Origin of the sequence: Burkholderia sp. AU31652 (assembly GCF_002223155.1) — a bacterium.
In the GTDB taxonomy this organism is placed as follows: Bacteria; Pseudomonadota; Gammaproteobacteria; order Burkholderiales; family Burkholderiaceae; genus Burkholderia.
This window is the reverse complement of record NZ_NKFG01000005.1, coordinates 1,683,848-1,706,566: the sequence shown is the minus strand read 5'-3', so window position 1 is coordinate 1,706,566 and position 22,719 is coordinate 1,683,848. Positions and strand designations below refer to the sequence as shown.

The following is a 22,719-nucleotide window of genomic DNA, read 5'->3' as shown; positions in this document are numbered from 1 at the left end:
CCCATGCTTCGAATGCAATCGTGTGACCGGCAGGCGCCGGTCGAAATCAATTGATGTGGGCAATCGTCCCCTGGATCGTCACGCCCGATCCGTCGAGCGTGATCGAGCCGCCACCGGTCGCCAGAACGATCCTCGTCGCATTGACGTTGACGGTGCAACTGGCCTTGCCGTTGTCGATGTTGACCGTCGGTGCCTGAAGATTTGCCGTCGACTTGCCGGAAAGATTGAGATCGTTCTCGCCGTAAATCGTCACGCCAGGTGCGTAGCCCGCAATGTTGACGCCCTTGCCGTATCCGGCGATGGCCACACCGCCACCCTGGCCGCTGATCCCGACACCGGTATCGCCTCCGGTTCCGCCGATGGAGACGCCGACGTTGTCCTTGTTGATCGACACGCCACTCTTTCCTGAACCCATGTCGATGTATTGGCCGGCCGCCAATGAAGCGACTTTGTTAACGTCCACGGAATGGTTTCCGGCATTGACCTTCGTCGCATACGATCCGGTACCGACGACATGCGTGCTGTTTCCCTCGACGAAGACGTCGTGCGTGCCGGCGATCACCGCCAGGTTGTGATTCCCCTTGGTCACGGTATGCGAACTGTTGCCATCGACCGACACGCTGCGATTCCCCGTCACCCCATGCGTCTCGTTCGCCCCAATCTGCGCGACCCGGTTCTGCCCGATATTCACCGTCTCGTTCTGCCCCACGCTCCGTTGCCGGTTGTTCTTCACCTGCATCGTTTCGTCGTTCCCGACCGTATGCGTATGGTTGTTCCCGACGGAAAGCGAATGATCGAGTTCCGTCTCCGCATCGAAATTCCTTTCTGCGTGCATCCACAGTTGCTCGGCGCCCTTCTTGTCCTCGAACCGGAACGCATTGGCGTGGTCGGTCGTTCCACCCGGCGACGACCGCGACAACAGCCCGCTCTGCGTCGCACTGCCCGGCAGCCCCCACGGCGGCATCTTCTCGCCGTTGAAAACCCGCCCGGTGACGATCGGCTCATCCGGATCGCCATTGAGAAAATCCACGACGACCTCATCACCCACCCGCGGAATCTGCACGCCCCCGAACCCACCCCCGGCCCACGGACTCGACACCCGCACCCAGCACGACGAATCCTGGTTGCTCTGCCCGTATCGATCCCAGCGGAACTGCAGCTTCACGCGCCCGTACTGGTCGGTCCAGATTTCCTCCCCCGGCGGCCCGACGACGGTGGCCGTCTGCGGCCCGTTGGTGCGCGGCCGCGGCGTCTCGCGCGGCGACCGGTAAGGCAGGCTCGACGGCTGCGCGAGCATCATCGTCTGATGCACGACGGCCTCCGCGCCCTGGTCGCTCGCATACGCGTTCTCCTGAAAGCGGTACTGGCAGCGCACGATCAGGTATTCGCGGTTCTGGTCCGCCCGCGGGCAATGTTCGAGCGTGAACAGATAACCGGGCGCGACACCGCGCACATCGGTATCGGCGCTCGCCCGTTCATGTTCCGCCTGCTGTTCCTCGAGCCGCACGCGGCTGTAATGCGCACCGGGCGCATCGTCGCGATACCCCCCCGGCCACTCGAACGAAGCGAAACTGTCGTGATCGTGCCCACGCGGATCGACTTTCTGCGACGAAAGATCGGCGCGCGGCTTCGTATAGTCATAGTCGGTGGTCTGGTGCCGGCCGACGCTCACCGCCTGCGCGGGCAGCCAGCCGTCGATATGCTCCTCGTCGGCGATCGCGGTGCGGTCGCGCGCGATGTACGGAATCGTCTCGTAGCCGGGCAGCACGGTATGCGACGACATCGCGTCGCCGAGCATCAGCGTATGCGTGTCCTCCGCATGCCGGAACCAGAAGTAGATCCCCTCGAACTCCATCAGCCGCGACACGAACGCGGCATCGGTCTCGTTGTACTGCACGCAATAGTCGCGCGGCACATACGATTCGGCGAGGTGGTTCTCGATCGGAAAGCCGTACGTCGACAGCACCTCCTGCACGATCTCGGGCACGGTCTTGTTCTGGAAGATCCGGCAATCGGAGCGGCGCGTCGCGAGCCAAAGCCATGGGCGCACGATCAGCTCGTAGCCGTAGTAGCGCTCGGCGCGCCGGCCGGAAAGCGATGCGCGCGCAACGATCCCGTTCAGGTAGCGGGTCGACCGGTCCTGCTGTTCGATCCGGACCGTCACGGGCTTGCCGAGCATGTCCTTCAGCGACAGGCTGTGACTGTCGGCGAGCGCCTCGATCCGGAATTCGAACAGGCGGCCGAGCTCGTCGCTGCCGTCGAGCGTATGGAACTTGAGGCCGTCGCCGTGCGGGCTGTCGAGTGTGAATACGCGATTCAAGTCGTTTCCTCCTCGTCGAACCGGTACGTGAATTCGCCGTCGGCGGCGCTCAGCTCGATCGACGACAGCGTGCGGCCCTCGAGCGTGGCCTGCAGGATCGCGCGGCCGATGCGCGGCATCACGGTGTGCGTGAGGATCGCGTCGACCATCCGGCCGCCGGATTCGATCGTCCGGCAACGCTCGACGACCAGCGCGGTCGCCGCTTCGGTGCAGCGCAGCCGGATGCCGTGGTGCGCGTCGATCCGCTGCTCGATCCGCCGCAACTGCAATGCGACGATCCGCGCGAGCGTCGCGTCGGTGAGCGGGTAGTACGGCACGACGGTCAACCGCCCGAGCAGCGCGGCAGGAAACACGTCGAGCAGCGGCGCGCGCAGCGCATCGGCGAGCGTCTGCGTGTCGGGCAGGCGCTCGGGGTCGCGGCACAGCTGCATCACGCGATCGGCACCGACGTTCGACGTCAGCAGGATCACGGTGTGGCGGAAATCGATGTCGCGCCCCTCGCCGTCCTCCATCCAGCCCTTGTCGAATACCTGGAAGAAAATCTCGTGCACGTCGCGGTGCGCCTTCTCGATCTCGTCGAGCAGCACGACGCTGTACGGGCGGCGGCGCACCGCTTCGGTGAGCACGCCGCCCTGCCCGTAGCCCACGTAGCCGGGCGGCGCGCCCTTCAGTGTCGACACCGTATGCGCCTCCTGGAATTCGCTCATGTTGATCGTGATCGCGTTGTGTTCGCCGCCGTACAGCGTGTCGGCCAGCGCGAGCGCGGTCTCCGTCTTGCCGACGCCGGACGGCCCGCACAGCAGGAACACGCCATGCGGCTTCTTCGGATCGTCGAGCTTGGCGCGCGCGGTCTGGATGCGCTCGGCAATCAGCTCGACCGCGTGCTGCTGGCCGACGACGCGCTCGCCGAGCGTATCGGCGAGCTTCAGCACGGCCTGCGTTTCGTCGCGGACCATGCGGCCGAGCGGAATGCCGGTCCAGTCGGCCACGACGGCGGCCACCGCGTGTGGGTCGACGGCGGGCAGCACGAGCGGCGCATCGCCTTGCAGGTCGGCCAGCGCCTGCTGGGCAGCCGAGAGACGGTTTTGCGCCGCGGCTCGTGCATCCGCATCGAGTGCGTGGGACGGATCGTCGTCGAGCAGCAGCGCACGGGCATCGACGATCGCGGTCAATGCGTCGCGTTCGGTTTGCCAGCGTGTGTCGAGCCGGTCGAGTTCGGTTCGGGCGGTAGCAATGTCGTGCTCGATCGCGTCGCGCCGCGCCGTATCACCGGTGCCGAGCGCGCATTCGCGCCCGATCCGCTCCTGTTCGACGCGCAGGCTGTCGATGCGGCGGCGTGCATCTTCGATCGGCGCGGGTACCGCGTGCTGGCTGACGGCGACGCGCGCGCAGGCCGTATCGAGCAGGCTGATCGCCTTGTCCGGCAACTGGCGGGCGGGAATGTAACGGTGCGACAGCGTGACGGCGGCCTCCAGCGCATCGTCGAGCACGAGCACGCGGTGGTGGGCCTCGAGCTTCCCGGCCAACCCGCGCAGCATCGTCAGCGCGGCCGCTTCCTCCGGTTCATGGACGTGCACGAGCTGGAAGCGTCGCGTCAGCGCCGGGTCCTTCTCGATGTACTGCTTGTACTCGGACCACGTGGTCGCGCCGATCGTGCGCAGCAGGCCGCGGGCGAGCGCGGGCTTCAGCAGGTTCGCGGCGTCGCCGGTGCCGGCGGCCCCGCCCGCGCCGACGAGCGTGTGGACTTCGTCGATGAACAGGATCGCCGGCCGCTCGGACGACATCGCTTCGTCGATCACGCCGCGCAGCCGGCTCTCGAATTCACCCTTCACGCTCGCGCCGGCCTGCAGCAGCCCGATGTCGAGCAGGTACAGCGCGACGTCCCGCAGCGACGGCGGCACGTCGCCGGCGGCAATCCGCAGCGCGAAGCCTTCCGCGACCGCCGTCTTGCCGACGCCGGCCTCGCCGACCAGCAGCGGGTTGTTCTGCCGGCGTCGCAGCAGGATGTCGACGATCTGGCGAATCTCCGGATCGCGTCCGATCACCGGATCGATCTCGCCGGCCCGCGCGCGGGCGGTCAGGTCGACGGCGAAGCGCGTGAGCGCCGAGCCGGCGGCGGCGGTCGCGCCGCGCATCGTCATGTCGCCGCCCTGCGCCGCCTGCCCGGCCGCTGGCGCTTCGGGCGAGCCTTCGACGATCGACGCGAGTTCGTCGGCGAGCACGTCCGGCACGATGCGCTCGAATTCGCGCGTGATCGCCAGCAACACGTTGCGCAACTGCGGTGTCTTCAGGATCGCGAGCAGCAGCACCGCGCCGCGAATGCGCGTCGCGTCGTACTTCAACGTCGCGTAGACCCACGCGCGCTCGACCGCATCGTCGATGTGCACGGACAGGTCCGACACCGAGCCCGCGCCGCGCGGCAGCTTGTCGAGCGCGGTAACGAGCCCGCGGTCGATCGCGGCGCCGTCCACGCCGAAGTGGCGCAGCACGCGCTGCAGGTCGCCGTCGGGCCGCTGCAGCATCTGCTTGAACCAGTGCGCAAGCTCGACATACGGATTGCCGCGCAGCCGGCAGAAGCCGGTCGCCTGCTCGAGCGTCTCGTAGAGGAACGGATTCAGCTTTCCGAACAGGTTGGCGCGGCCGATATCGGACATGACGGTTCCCGTTTAAGCGGTTTCGCGATGAAGGGGGGCGCCGCCGCGCCGCACGTCGTAGCGGACGACGAGGTCGCGCGCGGGGCCCGGATCGAGCCGTTGCCCGAGCCACGCGGTGCGGCCGATGCCCTGCGGCGCGCCGAGCGCGATCGCCGGCACCGCGTCGGCCGCCAGTTCGAGCTGCACGTCCCAGTCGAACTCGATGCCGACGTATTCGCGCACCCATTGCGCGAGCTGCCGCGCATGCGGGCCGCCCGGCAGGAAACGGCGGTACGCGTCGAGCGACAGCGGGCCGAGCACGATCCGGAAGCGCGACTGCGCATCGCGCACGGCCACACCGAGCGCGACGGCGCCGACCCGCAACGTCGGCCGCGTCGCGCGGATCGTGCAGCGCTGCGAACGTTCGATCGCGACCCACTGCGGCACGTGCTCGACGATGCGCGCCTCGACACCGAAATGCCGGCGCAGGATCTGCACGAGCCCTTCCGGGTTGCGCGTGTGCCGCACGAGATGGCCCGCGTGGAAATAGCGCGCATGCGGCGCGAGCGTGTCGGCGTCGGCGTGGATGTCGGCTTTCGCGGCCGGCTTGTCGCCATGCGCCGCCCGGCCGATCAGGCTCGCGACATAACCGTCGAACCGTGCGCGCTGCGGGCGATCGAGGCTCACCGTCGGCTGCGCGTCGGCCCAGGCGCGGTAGAACAGCAGGATCAGCCGGTGATGGAACAGGTCGGCGAACGCGGCGAACGTCGGATCGTCGTGCTGCGCGGCGCGTTCGTGCGCGTATTCGGTCAGGTGCGTCGGCAGCGGCCCGTTCGGGCCGAACAGCCCGAACCCGTGGATCGCGATGCGCGGCGGCATGCCGCTGCCGTCGTCGCTCACGCCGGCCAGCATCGACGCCGCGAACGCGAGCGACGGTTGCTGCCCGAGCCGCACCGGCTCGTCGCGCGGCCGCGTCGCATGGCCGAGCGGCGCGCGGCCGGGCGACAGCGCATCGAGCCAGCGCAGCGACTGGAACAGGTCGTAGCCGTGCGGCGCGGCGCGCAGGCGTGCCCACCACGCGTCGCGGCGTGCGGCTTCGGCAGCCGGCCCGGTAGCCGGAGACATGTCGCGCTTCATATCGCGGGCCGCCTGCCGATGCGCGCCGGCCAGTGCGCGAGCGTGCCGCGCTGCGCACTGGTCAGCACGCATTCGGCGAACGCGTTGATCGACACGTGCCGCGCGAAGAACTGTTCGAGCACCGCGCCGAGCAGGAACGGACTGTCGCCGGAGAACGCATGATCGTCGACGGTCACGTCGACCTGCACGCCGCGTCCGAACATCAGCGGGCCGGACGCCGGCAGCCGGCGGAACACCGGCGAGAACGCCACGCGCAGCACGCCGTCGATCTGCCTGCGCATCGCGGCATCGGCCGGGTCGGCATGCAGGCCAAGCAGTTCGCGCAGCGCGTGCGCGCCCTCTTCGTCGTCGAGATCGGTCAGCGTGTGGCGTGCGAGCCCGAGATGACGGATCAGCCGCCACGCGGTTTGCGCATCGGCAATCGGCGGGCGCGGCCGCGACGGGCCGCGGATCGCGACGATGTTCTCGACCGGGGCCGACACGCGCAGCGTGAACGTGTTCGCATCGCCCGGTGGCTGCAGCAGCACGAGATCGCGATTCGTGCACAGGGTATCGGCCGCCAGGTAACGCATCGTTTCGTCGTACGGCGCGCACTGGCTGTCGACGAGCGACACGTAGGTCTCGCTGCCGACGTAGCCGGTGCGCGTGCCGTTCGCACGTGCCTGAGAAGAGACCAGCCTCGGTTCGCGCCGCACCGTGTAGTAAGCGCCGTGATTGCCGTCGTCGCTCGCGAACGACGCATGAAACGGCCGGAATTCGCGCGACTGGCCATCGTCGCGCTGCTCGCTCGCGAGCCGCTGCACCGCATAGACCTCATAGTCGAGCGGCCGGCTGCGATCGACGACGACATGGTGCTCGCGCGCGCCCGGCTGCAGCGGAATGCGATCGGCGCGGCGCGCGAACAGGTTCACGGCCGGCGTGCAGTTCAGCGCGAGGTGTTTCGCGCTGACGGCCGCCTCGAGCGCCGCATCGTGGCGATCGAACAGCACGGTCAGTTCGAACGCGCCGCCGGTCGCGCGTGCGAGCGCCGCGCGCAGCCCGCCGATGCTGAAGAACAGGAAACGCGCCGGAAACGCGAAATACTCGCGCAGCAGCCGGTAGCCGTGGAAGCTGCGGCAGTCGTCGGGCAGGATCGCCTGCGCGGGATCGAAGCCCTCGTGAACGATCGCGTCGGCATCGAGCGTATGCAGCCAGCGCGGCGGCTGCGCCGGATCGTGGCACACGACACCGAGCGCATGCGCGGCGATCAGTTCGAGCAAGTGAAGCGCGTCGCGCTCGGGGCCGGCCAGATGAAACGTCAGCCGGTCGAGCGGCATCTGGGACAGTTTGGCACCGCCGCGCGCCTCCAACCGGATGCGCAGCGCGCCGCGCACGTCCTGCCGCGCGGCGAACGCGCCGCGCGGCAGCCACGACGGCGCACCGGTGACGGTCGCATCGGTCAGTTCGAGCGGCCACAGCGTCAGGTCGTGCGCGGTGCGGAATTCGCAAGCGGTCTGCTCGGATGCGGCCGGGAGCGCGCGCAGCGCGGTGCCGGCCGGCAGCCGCCAGCCTTGCGCCAGGCTGCCTTCGTTCAGCAGCGGCGCGAACCGCACGATCGCCATCGACGGCAGCGGCGCGATATAGCCGGGATAAACGGCATCGAGGAGCGCCTGCGTGAAGCGCGGAAACTCGGCGTCCATCTTGAGCTGCACGCGCGCGGTGAGGAAGCTGAAGCCTTCGAGCAACCGCTCGACGTACGGATCGGGCGGCCCCGATTCATTGAGCCGCAGCCGCGCGGCCACTTTCGGGAACTGCTGTGCGAATTCGCCGCCGAGCTCGCGCAGGTACGCGAGTTCGCGGTTGTAGTAGTCGAGCAGGCGCGTATCCATCGCGTCAGGCCCCCGCCACCGATTGCAGCGACATCGCGCCCGTCTCGAGATCGAGGTCGGAGCGCAGCACGAATTCGAGCGGATGCGGGATCGACCACAGCGTGCCGCGAATCTCGAACAGCAACACGTTGTGGCGCCGTTCGCCGGCGCGGCCGCCGGCCGCGTCGATCACGCTGCGCACTTCGACGCTGTCGGGCGCGATACGCGGCTCGAAGCGGAGGATCGCGTCGCGGATCGACGCCTCGACCGACATCCGCTCGACGCCCGACATCGGCTTGCCCACGAGCGGCCGCATCCCGTAGTTGAGCACCGACGCCTGCGCGTGCGTGAACGCCGACCAGTCGACGAAGCCGTCCTCGGCGTTGCGCGTGTTGAGCAGCCACGCGAGATCGCGCAGCACGGCCGCACGCAGGCGTTCGGTGCCGATCCATTGCGCGCCGGGCGCTTCGGCGGCGCGCTGCGGCGTGTCGTCGGTGAGCCGGTCGAGCAGCGCGGGCTGGAGCCGGTCGCGCAGGCTGCCTTCCCGGCTGTCGCGGCCGTCGCGGGTTCGCGGGTCGTCCATCGTCATCTCCGCGCCGTCACATCTCGGTGTTTTCCTTGATGTTCCAGCCGACGGTCACCTCCGCGCCCTTGCCGCCGTTGTCGTTCTGCTGCCAGTACTGCTTCTTCACCTTCGCGGCCTGGAAGCCGTAGTGCATCATCAGCCGGTCGGCGACGTCGCCCGGATCGATGCCCGCGACCTGCGCGGACGTGACGAGCACCTCCTGCAGCGTCACGCGCATGAACTCGACCTGCGTGCCGCCCGTCTTGCACGCGGAGATCTCGACCGAGGAAAGGTGCTTGCCGTTCGCGCAGTTCTTGATGATCGCGGGCGCGCCCTTGTCCATGTACGCGGCGACGACGAGATCGTTGAAGCTCGCCTTCCCCGCGTTGCCGCCGCTGCCGCTCGCCATCGCGCCCGGCTGGCTCGCGCCCCACGTGAACGACTGGATGTCGGTCCAGCCCTTGTGCTGCGCGTCCGCCGATTCGCCGGTCACGCCGTCCACCTTCATAAACATTGCCACGCCCATTGCCGTCTCCGTTTCAGTGCGATGTCAGGATGAATGCCGCGTTGAATGCCGATCGTTGCTTGCTGCGCTGCTCACTCGTTGGCCGCCTTCGCGGTCGGCAGCCGCGAGATGAGCCGCAGCGACACCGTGAGCCCTTCGAGCTGGTAGTGCGGCCGCAGGAAGAATTTCGACGTGTAGTAGCCGGGGTTGTCCTCGACCTCGTCGACCACCACCTGCGCGGCCGCGAGCGGCTTGCGCGCCTTGGTTTCCTGCGACGAGTTGATGGGGTCGCCGTCGACGTAGTTCATGATCCAGTCGTTCAGCCAGCGCTCCATGTCGTCGCGTTCGCGGAACGAGCCGATCTTGTCGCGCACGATGCACTTCAGGTAATGCGCGAAGCGGCAGCACGCGAACAGGTACGGCAGGCGGCCGGACAGCCGCGCGTTCGCGGTCGCGTCGGGATCGTGGTACTCGGCCGGCTGGTACAGCGACTGCGCGCCGATGAACGCCGCGAAATCCGAGTTCTTCCGGTGCACGAACGGCATGAAGCCGTTCTTCGCGAGCTCGGCCTCGCGGCGGTCGCTGATCGCGATCTCGGTCGGGCATTTCTGGTCGACGCCGCCGTCGTCGGTCGGGAACGTGTGGCTCGGCAGCCCTTCGACCGCCCCGCCCGATTCGACGCCGCGGATCGACGAACACCAGCCGAACTGCTTGAACGAGCGGTTGATGTTCGCGGCCATCGCATACGCCGAGTTCGCCCACGTGTAGCGGTCGTGGTTCGCGGCGTCGGTGTCTTCCTCGAAGTCGAATTCGTCGACCGGGTTGGTGCGCGCGCCGTACGGCAGCCGCGCGAGAAAGCGCGGCATCGCGAGGCCGATGTAGCGCGAATCCTCCGACTGCCGCAGGCTGCGCCACGCCGCGTATTCGGTGTTCTGGAAGATCTTCGTCAGGTCGCGCGGGTTCGACAGCTCCTGCCACGAATCCATCTGCATCAGCTCCGGCGATGCACCGGCGATGAACGGCGCGTGCGCGGCCGCCGCGATCTTCGACAGCTCGCCGAGCATCTCGACGTCCGGCGGGCTGTGGTTGAAATGGAAATCGCCGACCAGGCAGCCGAACGGCTCGCCGCCGAATTGCCCGTATTCCTCTTCGTAGATCTTGCGGAACAGCGGGCTCTGATCCCACGCGACGCCCTTGTAGCGCTTCAGCATCCGCGCGACCTCGTTGCGCGACGCCGGCAGCGCCTTGATCTTCAGCAGCTCGTCGGTCTCGGTGTGCGTGACGAGGTAATGCAGCCCGCGCCACGCGCCTTCGAGCGTCTGGAACTCGTTGTGATGCAGGATCTGGTTGATCTGCTCGGACAGCTTGCGGTCGATCTCCGCGATGATCTGCTTCACGCTGCCGTACGCATCGGTCGTCATGCCGACCGTGTGTTCGAGCGCCTGCTGCGCGAGCGTGCGCACCGCGCGCTCGACCGACTCGCGCGCCTCGGCCGTCTTCGGCTTGAACTCCTTCTGCAGCAGCGCGGCGAATTCGTCGTGCGCGACGGCCGGTTGCGCGGCGTCGCGCGTGTCCGCACGGGATTGGACGGGATCATTCATCGCGGGCCTCCGGTTGGGTCGCGTCGCCGCCCTGCGCGGGCTCGTGCGGGTTGCGCACGAGCGTCTTCAGCAGGTCGGGGTCGTTGATCGCGCGCTCGATCAGCTGCTCGGCGCCATGCTTGCCGTCCATGTACGACAGCAGGTTCGACAGCTCGGTGCGCGCCTCGAGCAGCCGGCGCAGCGCGTCGACGTTGCGCGCGATCGCGGCCGGCGAGAAATCGTCGATCTGCTCGAACGTCATGTCGACGTTGAGCATCCCTTCGCCCGTCAGCGTGTTCGGCACCTGGAACGCGACACGCGGCGCGATCGATTTCATCCGCTCGTCGAAGTTGTCGACGTCGATCTCGAGGAACTTGCGCTCCGGCAAGTCCGGCAACGGCTCGGCACGCTTGCCCGCCAGGTCGGAAATCACGCCCATCACGAACGGCAACTGCACCTTGCGTTCGGCGCCGTAGGTCTCGACGTCGTACTCGATCTGCACGCGCGGCGCCCGATTGCGCGCGATGAACTTCTGTCCGCTGCCTGCCGCCTTGGTTCTGTCCGTCATCGTCCACTCCTTCACATCGATCAGGTTGCGCAGTTGGTCGTCAGCGCCCACATCGCGGCGGCGCTCGCTCGTTTCATTCGCTCCGCTCGCCGCTCAGCAGATCCAGCTTCGGCAGGCTCTCCGGCGCGAGATCGCGGATGATTTCGTAGAAGTCGAGCGCGAGCAGCCGTTGCGCGCGCCGCAGCAGCAGCGGCGCCGGATGGCTCGGCTCGTGTTGCTCGAAATAGCGGCACATCTTGTCGAGACCGATGCGCACGTCGTCGCGGCTCGTGACCTCGGCATCGCGCCAGGCGTGCGCGTTCGGTCGTGCCGCCGGCGCGGTTGCGGCAACGCCTGGCGGCGCCGTGTCGCCGGGCGCGGCCTGCTGCATGTCGGGCGACACCGGTTGCGGCTCGGGCAGCGGCACTTCGCGCACGATCCGTTGCAGCGCCTTCTCGGCGTCGCCTTCGTCGGGCGCCCATTCGCGGCCCAGCCTGTCCGTCACGTCCGCGCGGATCGCCTCCAGTGCGTGCAGTGCCGCGCGCGCCGCGTCGAGCGGCGTCGTGCCGTCGCTGCGCGCGGCCGTCAGCGCAGCCAGCAGGCTTTCGCGGCTGCCCGCCACGGGGCTGCCGGTGTCGTCGCGGCCGTCGAGCAGCCGTTCCGCGTCGCGCACGCTCGGGCCGCCGTCGAACAGCGGCTGGCGCCGCGCCGCGCGCGCGCAGTCGTGCGCGCCGGCTATCTCGGCGAGCGCGTTCATCCGCAATGTCGGGTCCGGTTCGCCGTCCGCGTCGAGCCGCGGATGCAGGTCGTCCCAGCGGCGTTCGAGCAGGTTCGCGACGAGCGCAAGCGCGTCCGCGTAGCCGGGAATACCGTGTTGCTCGGTCCAGCTTCGCGCGAGACAGGCGATGACGCGCAGATCCTTCGTGCGCGCCGACAGCGCCAGCGCGAGCCGCTCGACCGCCCGCCAGTCGGGCGCCTCGGCCGGGATCACGGTGTCGCCGTATTGCTGCTCGGCACGCGGCGTCGCGCGCTCCTGCAGTTGCAGGAACTCGGCGTCGTATTCGAGGTTCGCGCCGCACGGCGCATCGGGCGCGACGTCCGCGAGCAGTTGGCCGATCAGGTCGGCGCGCGGGGTCGCCGGCAGGCCGGGCGGCACCGTGGCATGTGCGGCGGCGGCCAGCGCCGCCTGGCTGACGTCATTCGAATGCATAGTCGATGTTGACCGGTTTGCTGCCGAAGTCGATCGCCACGGTGCGGTGCAACGGCGGCAGCGAGCCGTTGCGGATCTCGATCACGTAGACGCCCGGCGTCAGCGATACGGAGCGCAGCGGCGGGCTCGCACCGCGCCGCGCGCCGTTCACGTAGATGTCGCCCCAGGGCCGCACGTTGAAACGCACCTGCACGGTTTCCTGCGCCTTCGGCGGACGCGGCTGCGACTCGGCCGTTGGCGCGGTGACGGCGGCGACAGCAGTCTCGGCCTCCGACGGCGCCTTCGGTGCGGGTGTCGGCGCGGTCGCCGGTGTGGCGGCCGCTTCCGACGGCGGCACGTTGACGACGCGTTCCGACGAATCGAGGCTGCCGGCGGGCGCGATGCCCGAGCTGGAGCCCGACGGCGACGGGGCCGGGTTCGTGACGGTGGTCGCAACCTGCGGCGCGGGCGTGGCGGCTTCGACGGCAGGCGCGCTGGCCGGTGCGGCGACGACGGGGGGCGGTGGAACCTGCGCGGACGATCCGGCCGGGAGGCTCGACGGCGGCACGACGGTCGGTGTCGGCCCTTGCTGGGCCAGCGTGGCGCCCGGCGTGCTCGCGGGCGGTGACGTGCCGGCCTGCGGCTGGCTGGCGGCCGGCGCGGCCTCGTCGGCGACGCGGGCGGGACGCGACAGATAAGTCGCCGCGAGGCCGACGGCGATCAACGCAACGAGTGCGCTGCCGACGTAGACCGGCACCCGGCGGTTGCGCGATCCAGGCGGAGCGTGGTCGCGTTGGGCGCCGGTCGGCCCGGATGCGCCACTCGATGACGAGGCCGACGCCGATGCGGCGGGATGCGGTGCGCTCAAACCAGCGGTGCCGGCAGTCGCGGATGCGTTCGCATTCCCGGAACCCGCCGCACCACGTGGACCGACGCCGGTGTCGGTCGTTGGGGATCGCGTACCGGCTGCGTCGTGTGTGTCAGTTCGTGCAGCAGACGCTTCTTGCGCGCGTTCGACGTTTCCGTTCGCCGTTTCGGATTCGACCGGCTTTTCAACCGGTTTCGCAGGCGATTGAGACGCATGCGATGCAGCAGACGCTGCCAGCGAGCCCGCAGCCGCAACGGCGGCGCCTTGCGCGACGGTTTGGGACGTCGAACGCATATCGGCCGCCGGCTTGGCGCCGGACACGCCAGGCGCTGCGGATGCCGTGTGCGTGGGTGTAGACACATGATCTGCACCACCGGCTGTCGACGCCCGCCCATCCGCCGCAGCGTTGCCCGAAGCGGTCCCGCCCGCGCCGATCGAAGCCGCGCCAACAGCCGACGCCGTACCGGACGCAGCCGAAGCCTCACCCTTCCCTTCCCCGCTCCTGCCTGCATCACCCACCGGCGGCACGACCGCCGCGCCATATCCGCCACCCGTCCCGACGTCCCGCAACCCGAGCTCCGCCGCGAACGCCGCGACCGATTCCGGCCGATCCGGAATCCGCAACTGCAGCGCATGATCGACCGCCGCGAGAAAGGCCGGGCTGTACACCTCGCCGGCGGGCAGTTCGCGCGACGCGAGCGGCCGGTACGTGTCCTTGATGCTGCGCACGACGGCCGCGGGCGGCAGCTCGCCGGTGATCATCGCGTGCATCACCGCGCCGAGCGCATAGAGGTCGGTCCACGGCCCCTGGCTGAACGCGGGATCGTCGGTGTACTGCTCGATCGGCGCGTAGCCGGGCTTGATCATCATCGCGCCGTCGTCGACCAGGTCGCCGATCCGTTTGCGCGCCGCGCCGAAGTCGAGCAGGATCGCGCTGCCGTTCGGGCGGATCAGCACGTTGTCGAGCGCGACGTCGCGATGGAAGCACTGCGCGCGATGCAGCGTGTCGAGCGCGCCGAGCAGCGCGCCGACGATATTGCGCAACTGCGTCTCGCTGATCCGCATCCCGCCGTCGAGCAGCTGCTTGAGCGTGCGCCCTTCGTAGAACGGCATCACCATGTACGCGGTGCCGTGGCTTTCCCAGAAATGCAGGACCTTGACGAGCCCCGGATGGTCGAATTGCGCGAGCAGGCGCGCTTCGTTGAGGAACGCGCCGCGGCCGGCGTCGAAGGCCTGCGCGAACCGCTCGGAGCGTAGCGACACCGTGTAGTCGCCGCCGCGCGTGGCCAGCATCGACGGCATGTATTCCTTGATCGCGACCGCGCGCCGCAACGTGCGGTCGAATGCGCGATAGACGATCCCGAAGCCGCCGATGCCCAGCACCTCGTCGAGCTGCAGTTCGCCCAGGCGATGGCCGAGCGGCAGCGGCCGCACCGTGAATTCGGATGCGTCGCCGCGTGTCGCCGTGTCGTGCTCGTTGTCTCTCGATCCAGCGTCCTTCATCTCCACCACCTCTCGAAACCGCGTCCTTTCCACTCGCCGCACCCGCCGCGCCCGGCGGCCCGCCGTCGGTCAGCCGGGGGCCGCTAGCTGCCGCCGAACAGCGTCAGGAACAGCGCGTTGTCGGGCGTGCCCGTATGCGCATGCGTGCGCAGCGGCGATCCGTCCGCGCGGTTGGTCCACCAGAAACTCGTGCCGCCGTGCGGATCGAAGTAACCGGACAGCCCGGGCCACGCGGCCGGGGCCGGCCGTTCCGGCGGCGGCGCCGGCATGCCGTCGACGATGTCGGCGTACGTGTCGTCGCGCTGCGTGAGCCGCACACGCGCCAGCATCTGCTCGAGATCGCCGGGCGCACGGGCATGGCGGATCGTGTCGAGCAGCGCCTGGCCGACCTGCCAGTAGAACGTGTCGGCGGCATCCGGCAGCCCGTTCCAGTAATCGGCGGCGAGCATCGGCAGCGTGACGATCACCGGGTAGTAGCGCCCCACCCGGTCGCAGCTCGGCGCGAGGCAGCCCGGCTGCACGCACGACGCGCCCGCGCCCGCCGGAATCAGGAAATTCCAGACCGGCGCGACTGTGTAGTGGCGCTCGATCTCGTCCGCGCCGCGCTGGCGCATCGCGGCCATGCCCTGCTGGAGCCAGCGCTCCCACCACAGCGCGAGCGCATGCGGCAGCCGGCTGTTCACGAAGTCGCCGGCGCCGGGAATCTTCCCGTACCAGGCCGGCGCATCGCCGTCGGTACGCGTGAACGGCGGTGTCGGGCTCATGGCTTCGGCGGGCATGTAAAGGACTCCATCTGGGGCAGCCTGAACGGGTTGCGGACACTGCCCGCATTCACTTGCAGCACGATCGGTTTGCCGTCGACCGTGAACCGCGCAATCATCTGGTCGGAACCGCGCCCGGCGGACACCCCCGCGCGGTCGAACAGCCGGTGCAGCGCCCACGGCCCGTCGGTCGAGAAGCCTTCGGTCGCGCCGGCCTGCCCGGACACCTGCAGCCGCACCTGGTTGCTGCCGCGCGGGCCCGGCCAGTTCACCGCGCTCTGCACGAGCGGGCCGTGCGCGTAGCGGACGATCTGCCCGTCGACGTCGAGCACCATCTCCGTGATCGACGGGTCCATTTCGAGCGGCTGGATCTGCACCTTCAGTTGTGCGGTGCGCGCGCCGCCGCCGAAGTAGACGTCGCGGATCACCGCCGCCTTCTCGAACGACGCCAGCATCGCGGCGGCCGACGGATCGGCGTCCGCATTGCGGTTCGCGAAGCGCCACGGGTGCGACGTCGTATCGACGATCGACTGCAGGTTCTTCTGGAAGAAGTCGTCCATCAGGCCGCCGGGCGCGAACATCTGCGCGAAATCCGCCGGCGCGACGTCGCGCGCCGCGCCGCGCGCGAACGGATAGCGGCCCGCGATCGCCTGCCGGCAGAAGTCGCCGACGTTCGCGCCGGCCCGCGTCGCGACGCTGCGCTGCTCGACGGTCGCCACGCTGCCGTTCGCGACGTTCGACAGGTCGTCGAGCACTTCGCGGAATGGTGTCGGCAGGCGGCCGGCCTGCGCGCGCAGCTTCGCGGGCGCATCGGACGGCGGCGGCTGCGCGCCGCTCCTCAGCGCGTCGTCGGTGGCCGTCAGGTACGTGTACAGCGCGTCGATCGACTTCAGCACGTCGTTGAATGCCGACGCCTGGTCGCCGCTGCCCGGCGCGAACGCACGCAGCCCGGCGAAGTGGCTGTCGACGATCTGCTCGGCGCTCGCGGGCGCCGCCGCGGACGCACTCGAATTGCTGGCCTGGCCCGCGAAGATCTGCGACAGCGAGCTGCGCGCCTCGTCGACCTTGTCCTGTGCGCGCGCCGCGAGATTGCGCGCCCCGCCCGGTGCGTCGCCGAGCGCGGTGTCCCGTGCGAGCGCCACCATCAGTCGCGTGAGCGGCGAATCGGCGGACGACAGCGCGCGCGCCACCTGGATGCTCTGTGCGAGCGTCGCGGTGCGCTGCAGCTTGATGTCGGCGAGATAGTCGTCCCAGATCTTCAGGTAGTCGTTCAGGTAGAGCTGGCGGATATCGCGCGCCCACGCCGCCGCGTCGTTCGGGCCGGGAATCTCGGACAGCCCGAGGTTCAGCACCCACACCTCCTCGCGCCCGTACGCTTCGACCTCGCCGGCCAGGCGCGGCGCGAACACGTTGCGATAGCCGTTGCGCGTGTAGAGCCCCGGCACGCCTTCCGACAGCGGCTTGCCGCTCTGGCGGCGGAACACCAGCGATGCGTCGGGGCCGACCGCCCGCGCGACGCTGAAGTCGAACGCGGCCGTGGCCGGCCGCAGCGTCATCGTCATCTGCCGGTACAGCCGCTGCGAGAACGGCACCTGGCGCAGCCGGTCGCGCACGTCGGCCACGAGCCGCTCGTTCATCGGATACGGCGACACCGCGACCCGGTTGCCGAACAGCGCAGCGAGATGCGCACGCAGCGCGGAGCGTTCGGCCGGCGAGAAATCGGGCGGCAGCGCGCGTTCCATCTCGAGGTCGACGACGGCCTGCACGAACGCGGGATCGTAGTGCGCGCTGTCGTACAGCATCAGGTACGCCTTCAGCGCCGCATACGCATACTCGGTCTCGTCGGGCCGTGCGTCGCGCAGCGCGGCCTCCATCCGGCTCGCGGCGATCGGCAGCAGCACGTCTTCGAGCGCGCGCCGGTACACGGCGTCGACGGCTTCGTCGATCTTCTCGCCCTGGAACAGCCCCCACCGATACGCGAGCGGCGGATGCTGCAGGTCGACGCCGCCCGCATTCGCGAGGTTGCCGAGCGCGTCGAGCACGGGCAGCAGGCGCGCGACGTCGGCCGCATCGGAGAATTTCGCGCCGGCGATCTGCGCATCGACGGCCGGCACACGCGCGCCGATCTGGTCGAGATACGCGCGGTTGTTCGAATAGCTGCGCAGCCACGCAAACAGCACGGCCACGCACGCCAGCGCGAGCAGTACGTAGCCGGCGATCTGCAGCACGCGCCGCTTCTGGTGCCAGCGCAGGTCGCTGCCGGCGAGCGCGGCTTCGCGGAAGATGTGCTCCTGCAGCAGCGACTTCAGGAAGAAGCTGCGCCCGGTCGAGCCGACCTGCGCGACCGGCGGCACGCCCTCGATCTTCAGGAAGCGCTTGATGCCGCTCATCACGCGATCGAACGCGGTGCCCTCCTGCGTGCCGCTCGTCAGGTAGACGCCGCGCAGCATCGGCATCGGCTCGTAGCTCGACACGGAAAACACCTCGGCGACGAACTGGCCGAGCATGTCCTGCAGGTCGGCGATCTGCTGCGGCAGCAGGTACGTCATCTCGCGCTGGCGCGCGTCGGTCTGCGCGGCGAGCAGCTCGGGCAGCCCGTCGTTCAGCCGCTGGTGCAGCAGCCGGTACTCGCGGTCGAATGCCGCGCGCAGGTCGAAGCCCGGCGCCTCGCTCTGCGCGAGCGGGAACGTGAAGCCCCACACCTGCGCGCATTCCGCGCGGCCGTAGCTGCTGAAATACTCGGCGAAGCCCGCGAGCAGGTCGGCCTTCGTCACGAGCAGGTACACGGGAAAGCGGATGCCGAGCTGCGCGCGCAGTTCGAGCAGCCGCTTGCGCAGCACCATCGCGTGCTGCGTGCGTTCGGCCTCCGACGCGCCGAGCAGGTCGGCCACGCTGATCGTCAGCATCGCGCCGTTCAGCGGCTGGCGTGTGCGGTATTTCTTCAGCAGGTCGACGAAGCCTTTCCATTCGGCCTCGTCGAGCGCGCGGTTGCCCTCGTGCGTCGTATAGCGGCCGGCCGTGTCGATCAGCACCGCGTCGTTCGTGAACCACCAGTCGCAATGCCGCGTGCCGCCCACGCCGCGGATCGCCGCGCGGCCGAACTGCTCGGCAAGTGGAAAGCTGAGCCCGGAATTCACGAGCGCGGTGGTCTTGCCCGAGCCCGGCGCGCCGATGAACACGTACCACGGCAGCTGATACAGATACTGGCGCGACATCCGGTCGAACCAGCGCGGCAAGCCTTTGCGCGCGGTGTCGGCCTGCCCGAAGCGCACCTTCTTCAGCAGCGTCGCGGCTTCGTCGAAGCGGCTGCGCAACTCGTCGAGCTGCGCTTTCGCCGGATCGTCGGCGACAGTCGGCCCGGGCGCGGCCTCGCGCAGCTGGTTCAGCAACTGCGCGTTGAGGCGGCCGGCGCGCCAGCTGCGCCACGCGACGCGTGCGCCCCACGCGATGAACAGCACCGCGATCGTGAGCCCGCGCGCCCAGCCGCTTTCGAGCGGCCGGACCTCGGCGAACGCGAACAGCGGCCCCGCGAGCCATACGAAGCACGCGAGCACGACGAGACCGGCGAAGGTCCAGATCTCCCGCGACGGCAACGGCCGGACGAAACGCGCGACAGCCTGGTTCATGGTCAGTTGGCTCCCTGCGTGGCGCTCGCGCCGACGGCGGCACTGCCGGGCGCCGGCAGCAGCGTGATCTCGACGCGCCGGTTCAGTGCGCGGTTCGCCGGCGAATCGTTCGGCGCGACCGGATCGAGCGTGCCGCGCCCTTCCGCGGCGAGCCGTTCCGGATGGTCGAGCCGCGCGGCGATCATCCCGCGCACGGCTTCCGCGCGTTCGCGCGACAGGTCCCAGTTCGATGCGAAGCGCGCCGTATGCACGGGCGTGTCGTCGGTATAGCCGGTCACGCGCACGTTGCCGGGCACCTTGTTCAGCGCATCGGCCACGCGCGCGAGCACCGGCACGTAACGGTCGATCACCGACGTCGAGCCGGACTTGAACACCCCGTCGCCGCGCAGCACGATCACGCTGCGGTCGGCCTGGTCGCGCACCGCCACGAGGCCGGCCGCGATCTCCGGTTCCAGGAACTTCGCGATGCGCGGTGCCTGCGCCGGGCGCGGCGGCGCCTGCGCGGGCTGCAGTTTCGGCACGTGCAGCGCATCGATCGACGCGAACAGCCGATCCGAATGCCCGGCGAGCGCGATCCGCAGCCCGACGAACACGCCGAAGCCGATCAGCAGCGCGAGCGCCACGCACACCCACAGCGGCACGCCGAAGCGGCGCGCGACGTCGCGCGTGACGACGTCGCGCCAGTGCGGCGACAACGCCGGTTCGAATTCGCCGCGCACCGAGCGGATCGTCAGCGCGAGCTGGTGGCGCAGCGCGTCGAGCTGCGCATGGCCGTTGTCGAGTACGCGATAGCGGCCCTCGAAACCGAGCGCGAGACAGAAATACAGCAGCTCGAGCAGGTCGAGATGCTGGCGCGGCTGCTGCGACAGGCGTTCGAGCAGGTGGAAGAATTTCTCGCCGCCCCACGTCTCGTTGTGGAACGACACGAGCAGGCTGTGCGACGACCACACGCTGCCGCCCCACGGCGTCAGCGCGGCGGCCTCGTCGAGCGCCGTGCACAGGCAGTAGCGCGCGCCGATGATCGCTTCCGACGGCACGCCGGCCTCCTGCGCCCGCGCCTCGAACTGCCGGATCTCGACGACCAGGTGCTCGCGCAGCCACGCGGGATTCGGGTGATGGACGGTCGAGCGGATCTGCGGCACCAGGTTGAGCAACGGATTCGCCGCGGCGACGAGCGGGTTCGTGCCGCTCGCGGCCCAGCGCCCCGGGCGCGGCTGCGTCGCGGTCGGGCCGGCCGTGCCCGCCGCGGCCGGATGCATGCCGCCCGGATTCGGCGGCACGAATCCGCCGGCGCCGGGGGAGATCGATTCGGAGGAGGAATTCATCGCGTCGCCCCGCCCTTACCCGCGTATCGCCCAGAACTCCATCGAGAGCCCAGGGAATTCGCCGGCGAAATGGAAAGCGAGACCGCCGGAGCGCGCCAGCTGCTTCCACAGGTCGCTGCCCTTGTCGATCTCGAAGTACGTATGGCCCGCGTGATACGGGATCTGCCGTGGCGCGACCGGCAACTGGCGCATCGTGATGCCCGGCAGCTGCAGCTGCACGAGATCGCGGATCCGCTCGACCGGCCCGAGCTTCGCCTGCGCGGGAAACCGTGCACGCAGGCTGTCGGCCGGCACGTCCGCGCGCACCGCGAGCACGAAGCCGGCCGTGTCGCGCAGCGCCGGGTCGGCCAGCGTCGCGACGCGGATGCCGTTGCCCGCATCGCGCAGCTCGATCTGGATCGCGTTCTGCTCGAGTACCGTCGACAGCGACCGGCGCAGCTCGGTCATCAGCTCCGCGAAGCTCGTGCGCAGGTCGTCGTGGACGTAGACCGCAAGCGACTGCGGGCGCCGGCCGGCCGCCGTGAACGTGCTCAGGTCGCAGGCGAGCTTCAGCCAGTCGCAGAACAGCGCCTCCGGGTGCGTCGACACGTGCTGCTGCGCGTGCCAGGTCAGCGCGAGATAGCGGTTCACGAGCTGCAGCAGCAGGAAATCCGCGACTTCCGACACGCCGCCGCGCCCGGGCTCCGACAGCCGTGCCGCGAGCGCTTCGCTGCGTTGCGTGAGCAGCCCGTGCAGCTCGCGCGCATACGCCAGCAGCACGGTGTCGTGCTGCGCGACGAGGCGCGGCGGAATGTAGCCGTCGTCGACGAGCAGCCGCGCGTCGGTGCGCCGCTCGACGATCCGTGCGACGCCGAGCGCGTGCCAGTCGCCGGTCAGCTCGGCTTCGAGCATCAGCCGCACGTTCAGGCGGCCCGTCTGCAGCAGCGCGGGGCCGAGTGCGACCGCGTTCGCGTCGGCCACTTCGTATTCGCGGACGACGTAGCGCGCGACGTCGGCGCTGCCGTTCGCGCTATTCACGCCGTTCGCGGCATGGCTGCCGCCCGCGCCCGCACCGAACGACACCTCCTCGCCGCCGCCGCGCCACAGCGGTAGCGCGAGCACGACGAGCTGGTCCTTCGCATTGGCCGGCACGTCGAGCGGCTCGGGGAGATCGTCCGGATGGGACAGGTCGAACGGCGTGCCGTCGCGCATCACGCCCGACGCGGTGCGCAGCGCGACCTTGCCGAGCGCCAGTTGCTCGCGATCGAGTTCCAGCGTGTCGAAGCCCCAGTAGAAGCCTTGCAGCGGCAGGCAGCGCAGCGCGACGTAGCGCTCCCAGTGCCGTTCGAGCTGCTGGAAATGCTGCGGCCGCAGGAACATCCCCTCGGTCCACACCACCCGCTGGCGGAGCGCCGCGACCGGCGTCGCGGACATCGTCGGTTCGGTCATGGGCGCCCCTTCGCATCGTTCAGCGCGACGCCGCCATTGCGGACGGCGATCGACAGCTTCAGCTCGCCCGGCGACGTCTGCCAGAACTTGTAGAGATTGAGCTGCTTCGCGCGCGGCAGCGGCACCGTTAGCCGCCAGCGGTTCTTGTCGAGCATCCGGTATTCGGCGACCACGCCGATCGCACCGGCCTCGACGTTGCCGCGATAGCGCAGCGTGCGCGACTCGCCCGGCCGCAGGATCACGCGGTCGGTGCCGAGCAGGTCCGCGCCGAGCACGTTTTCCGGCTTGTCCTGCAGCGAGAAGAAATCGGCGCTGTCGAACGACGACGCCGCGCGGAGCTGGAACACCTTCAGCACGATCGGCGAGGGCTTGCGGTTCATGTCCGGGTTGACGTCCGGCGCAACGTCAACCGTGATCGCATACGGCACCGCCGCGGCGTGCTCCGTCGCACCGCACCCCGGCAACAGCATCACGCATCCCCATACGATGAAACTGCTCGACCGCCATTGCATATGCCACCCTCGCCACCCAATAGCCGCGCGCCGGTTTTCGACTTCGAAACCGGATGATCTGATTGAAAAAGGGACAATTAATTGATCGGTAATTGTGTAACCTGCATATCCATCCATTGCGATCCGTGTCGGCAAATTGTTCTTGTAAAAAGCCGGGTCATATCAATCGGGGTTTTTGAAAATCTCTTTGGCGAGATGATGGGCAATTGAATTGAGATTGGTAAATTAATGGCAAAAGTTAACCCGACCGGTGCGCCTGGGCGGCCCGGTTCTATGGCGTGGACACCTGTCGGATGGGCGCAGGACGTACGCCGGCCGGCCGCCGGGCAAGGGACGCTCGCGACGCTGGTGGTGTGCCAGGCTATTCGTTTCG

General features: G+C 69.3%; 15 protein-coding genes. All 15 read right to left on the bottom strand.

Annotated elements, in window-relative coordinates; all coding sequences use genetic code 11:
• Window positions 1-46 precede the first annotated feature (46 nt).
• Window positions 47-2,320 carry a type VI secretion system Vgr family protein gene (gene tssI / locus CFB40_RS25195; protein WP_089432700.1) on the bottom strand — a complete coding sequence of 758 codons (2,274 nt, stop codon included), beginning with the start codon at window positions 2,318-2,320 and terminating at the stop codon, window positions 47-49.
• Window positions 2,317-4,974: a type VI secretion system ATPase TssH gene (tssH, locus tag CFB40_RS25190; RefSeq protein WP_089432699.1), complete on the bottom strand. Its 2,658-nt coding sequence runs from the start codon at window positions 4,972-4,974 to the stop codon at window positions 2,317-2,319. Before tssH ends, tssI begins: the two co-directional genes overlap by 4 nt.
• Before the next feature lie 12 nt (window positions 4,975-4,986).
• Complete coding sequence (gene tssG, locus CFB40_RS25185) at window positions 4,987-6,090, bottom strand: type VI secretion system baseplate subunit TssG (protein ID WP_089432698.1); 1,104 nt, start codon at window positions 6,088-6,090, stop codon at window positions 4,987-4,989.
• Window positions 6,087-7,958, bottom strand: a complete 1,872-nt coding sequence (gene tssF / locus CFB40_RS25180) for a type VI secretion system baseplate subunit TssF (RefSeq protein WP_089432697.1) — start codon at window positions 7,956-7,958, stop codon at window positions 6,087-6,089. The genes tssG and tssF overlap by 4 nt, the downstream gene beginning before the upstream one ends.
• Before the next feature lie 4 nt (window positions 7,959-7,962).
• Entirely contained in the window at window positions 7,963-8,520 is a 558-nt protein-coding gene (tssE, locus tag CFB40_RS25175) for a type VI secretion system baseplate subunit TssE (protein WP_089429095.1), read from the bottom strand.
• Window positions 8,521-8,536: 16 nt separating this feature from the next.
• Entirely contained in the window at window positions 8,537-9,028 is a 492-nt protein-coding gene (locus CFB40_RS25170) for an Hcp family type VI secretion system effector (protein WP_027791618.1), read from the bottom strand.
• A gap of 71 nt (window positions 9,029-9,099) precedes the next feature.
• Window positions 9,100-10,608 carry a type VI secretion system contractile sheath large subunit gene (tssC, locus tag CFB40_RS25165; RefSeq protein ID WP_046547841.1) on the bottom strand — a complete coding sequence of 503 codons (1,509 nt, stop codon included), beginning with the start codon at window positions 10,606-10,608 and terminating at the stop codon, window positions 9,100-9,102.
• Window positions 10,601-11,155: a type VI secretion system contractile sheath small subunit gene (gene tssB / locus CFB40_RS25160; RefSeq protein WP_089429096.1), complete on the bottom strand. Its 555-nt coding sequence runs from the start codon at window positions 11,153-11,155 to the stop codon at window positions 10,601-10,603. Before tssB ends, tssC begins: the two co-directional genes overlap by 8 nt.
• 73 nt (window positions 11,156-11,228) lie before the next feature.
• Window positions 11,229-12,344, bottom strand: a complete 1,116-nt coding sequence (tssA, locus tag CFB40_RS25155) for a type VI secretion system protein TssA (RefSeq protein WP_089432696.1) — start codon at window positions 12,342-12,344, stop codon at window positions 11,229-11,231.
• Window positions 12,331-14,694, bottom strand: a complete 2,364-nt coding sequence (locus CFB40_RS25150) for a serine/threonine protein kinase (protein ID WP_089432695.1) — start codon at window positions 14,692-14,694, stop codon at window positions 12,331-12,333. Before CFB40_RS25150 ends, tssA begins: the two co-directional genes overlap by 14 nt.
• Window positions 14,695-14,777: 83 nt before the next feature.
• Window positions 14,778-15,473: a type VI secretion system-associated protein TagF gene (gene tagF, locus CFB40_RS25145; protein WP_089432694.1), complete on the bottom strand. Its 696-nt coding sequence runs from the start codon at window positions 15,471-15,473 to the stop codon at window positions 14,778-14,780.
• A complete protein-coding gene (gene tssM, locus CFB40_RS25140) occupies window positions 15,455-19,081 on the bottom strand; it encodes a type VI secretion system membrane subunit TssM (protein WP_089432693.1) in 3,627 nt (1,208 codons plus the stop codon). The genes tagF and tssM overlap by 19 nt, the downstream gene beginning before the upstream one ends.
• Before the next feature lie 2 nt (window positions 19,082-19,083).
• On the bottom strand, window positions 19,084-20,406 hold the full coding sequence (locus CFB40_RS25135; protein WP_089427478.1) for a DotU family type VI secretion system protein: 1,323 nt from the start codon (window positions 20,404-20,406) through the stop codon (window positions 19,084-19,086).
• Window positions 20,407-20,421: 15 nt separating this feature from the next.
• Complete coding sequence (gene tssK, locus CFB40_RS25130) at window positions 20,422-21,834, bottom strand: type VI secretion system baseplate subunit TssK (protein ID WP_089432692.1); 1,413 nt, start codon at window positions 21,832-21,834, stop codon at window positions 20,422-20,424.
• A complete protein-coding gene (gene tssJ / locus CFB40_RS25125) occupies window positions 21,831-22,346 on the bottom strand; it encodes a type VI secretion system lipoprotein TssJ (protein ID WP_089427480.1) in 516 nt (171 codons plus the stop codon). The genes tssK and tssJ overlap by 4 nt, the downstream gene beginning before the upstream one ends.
• Between the last annotated feature and the right edge of the window lie 373 nt (window positions 22,347-22,719).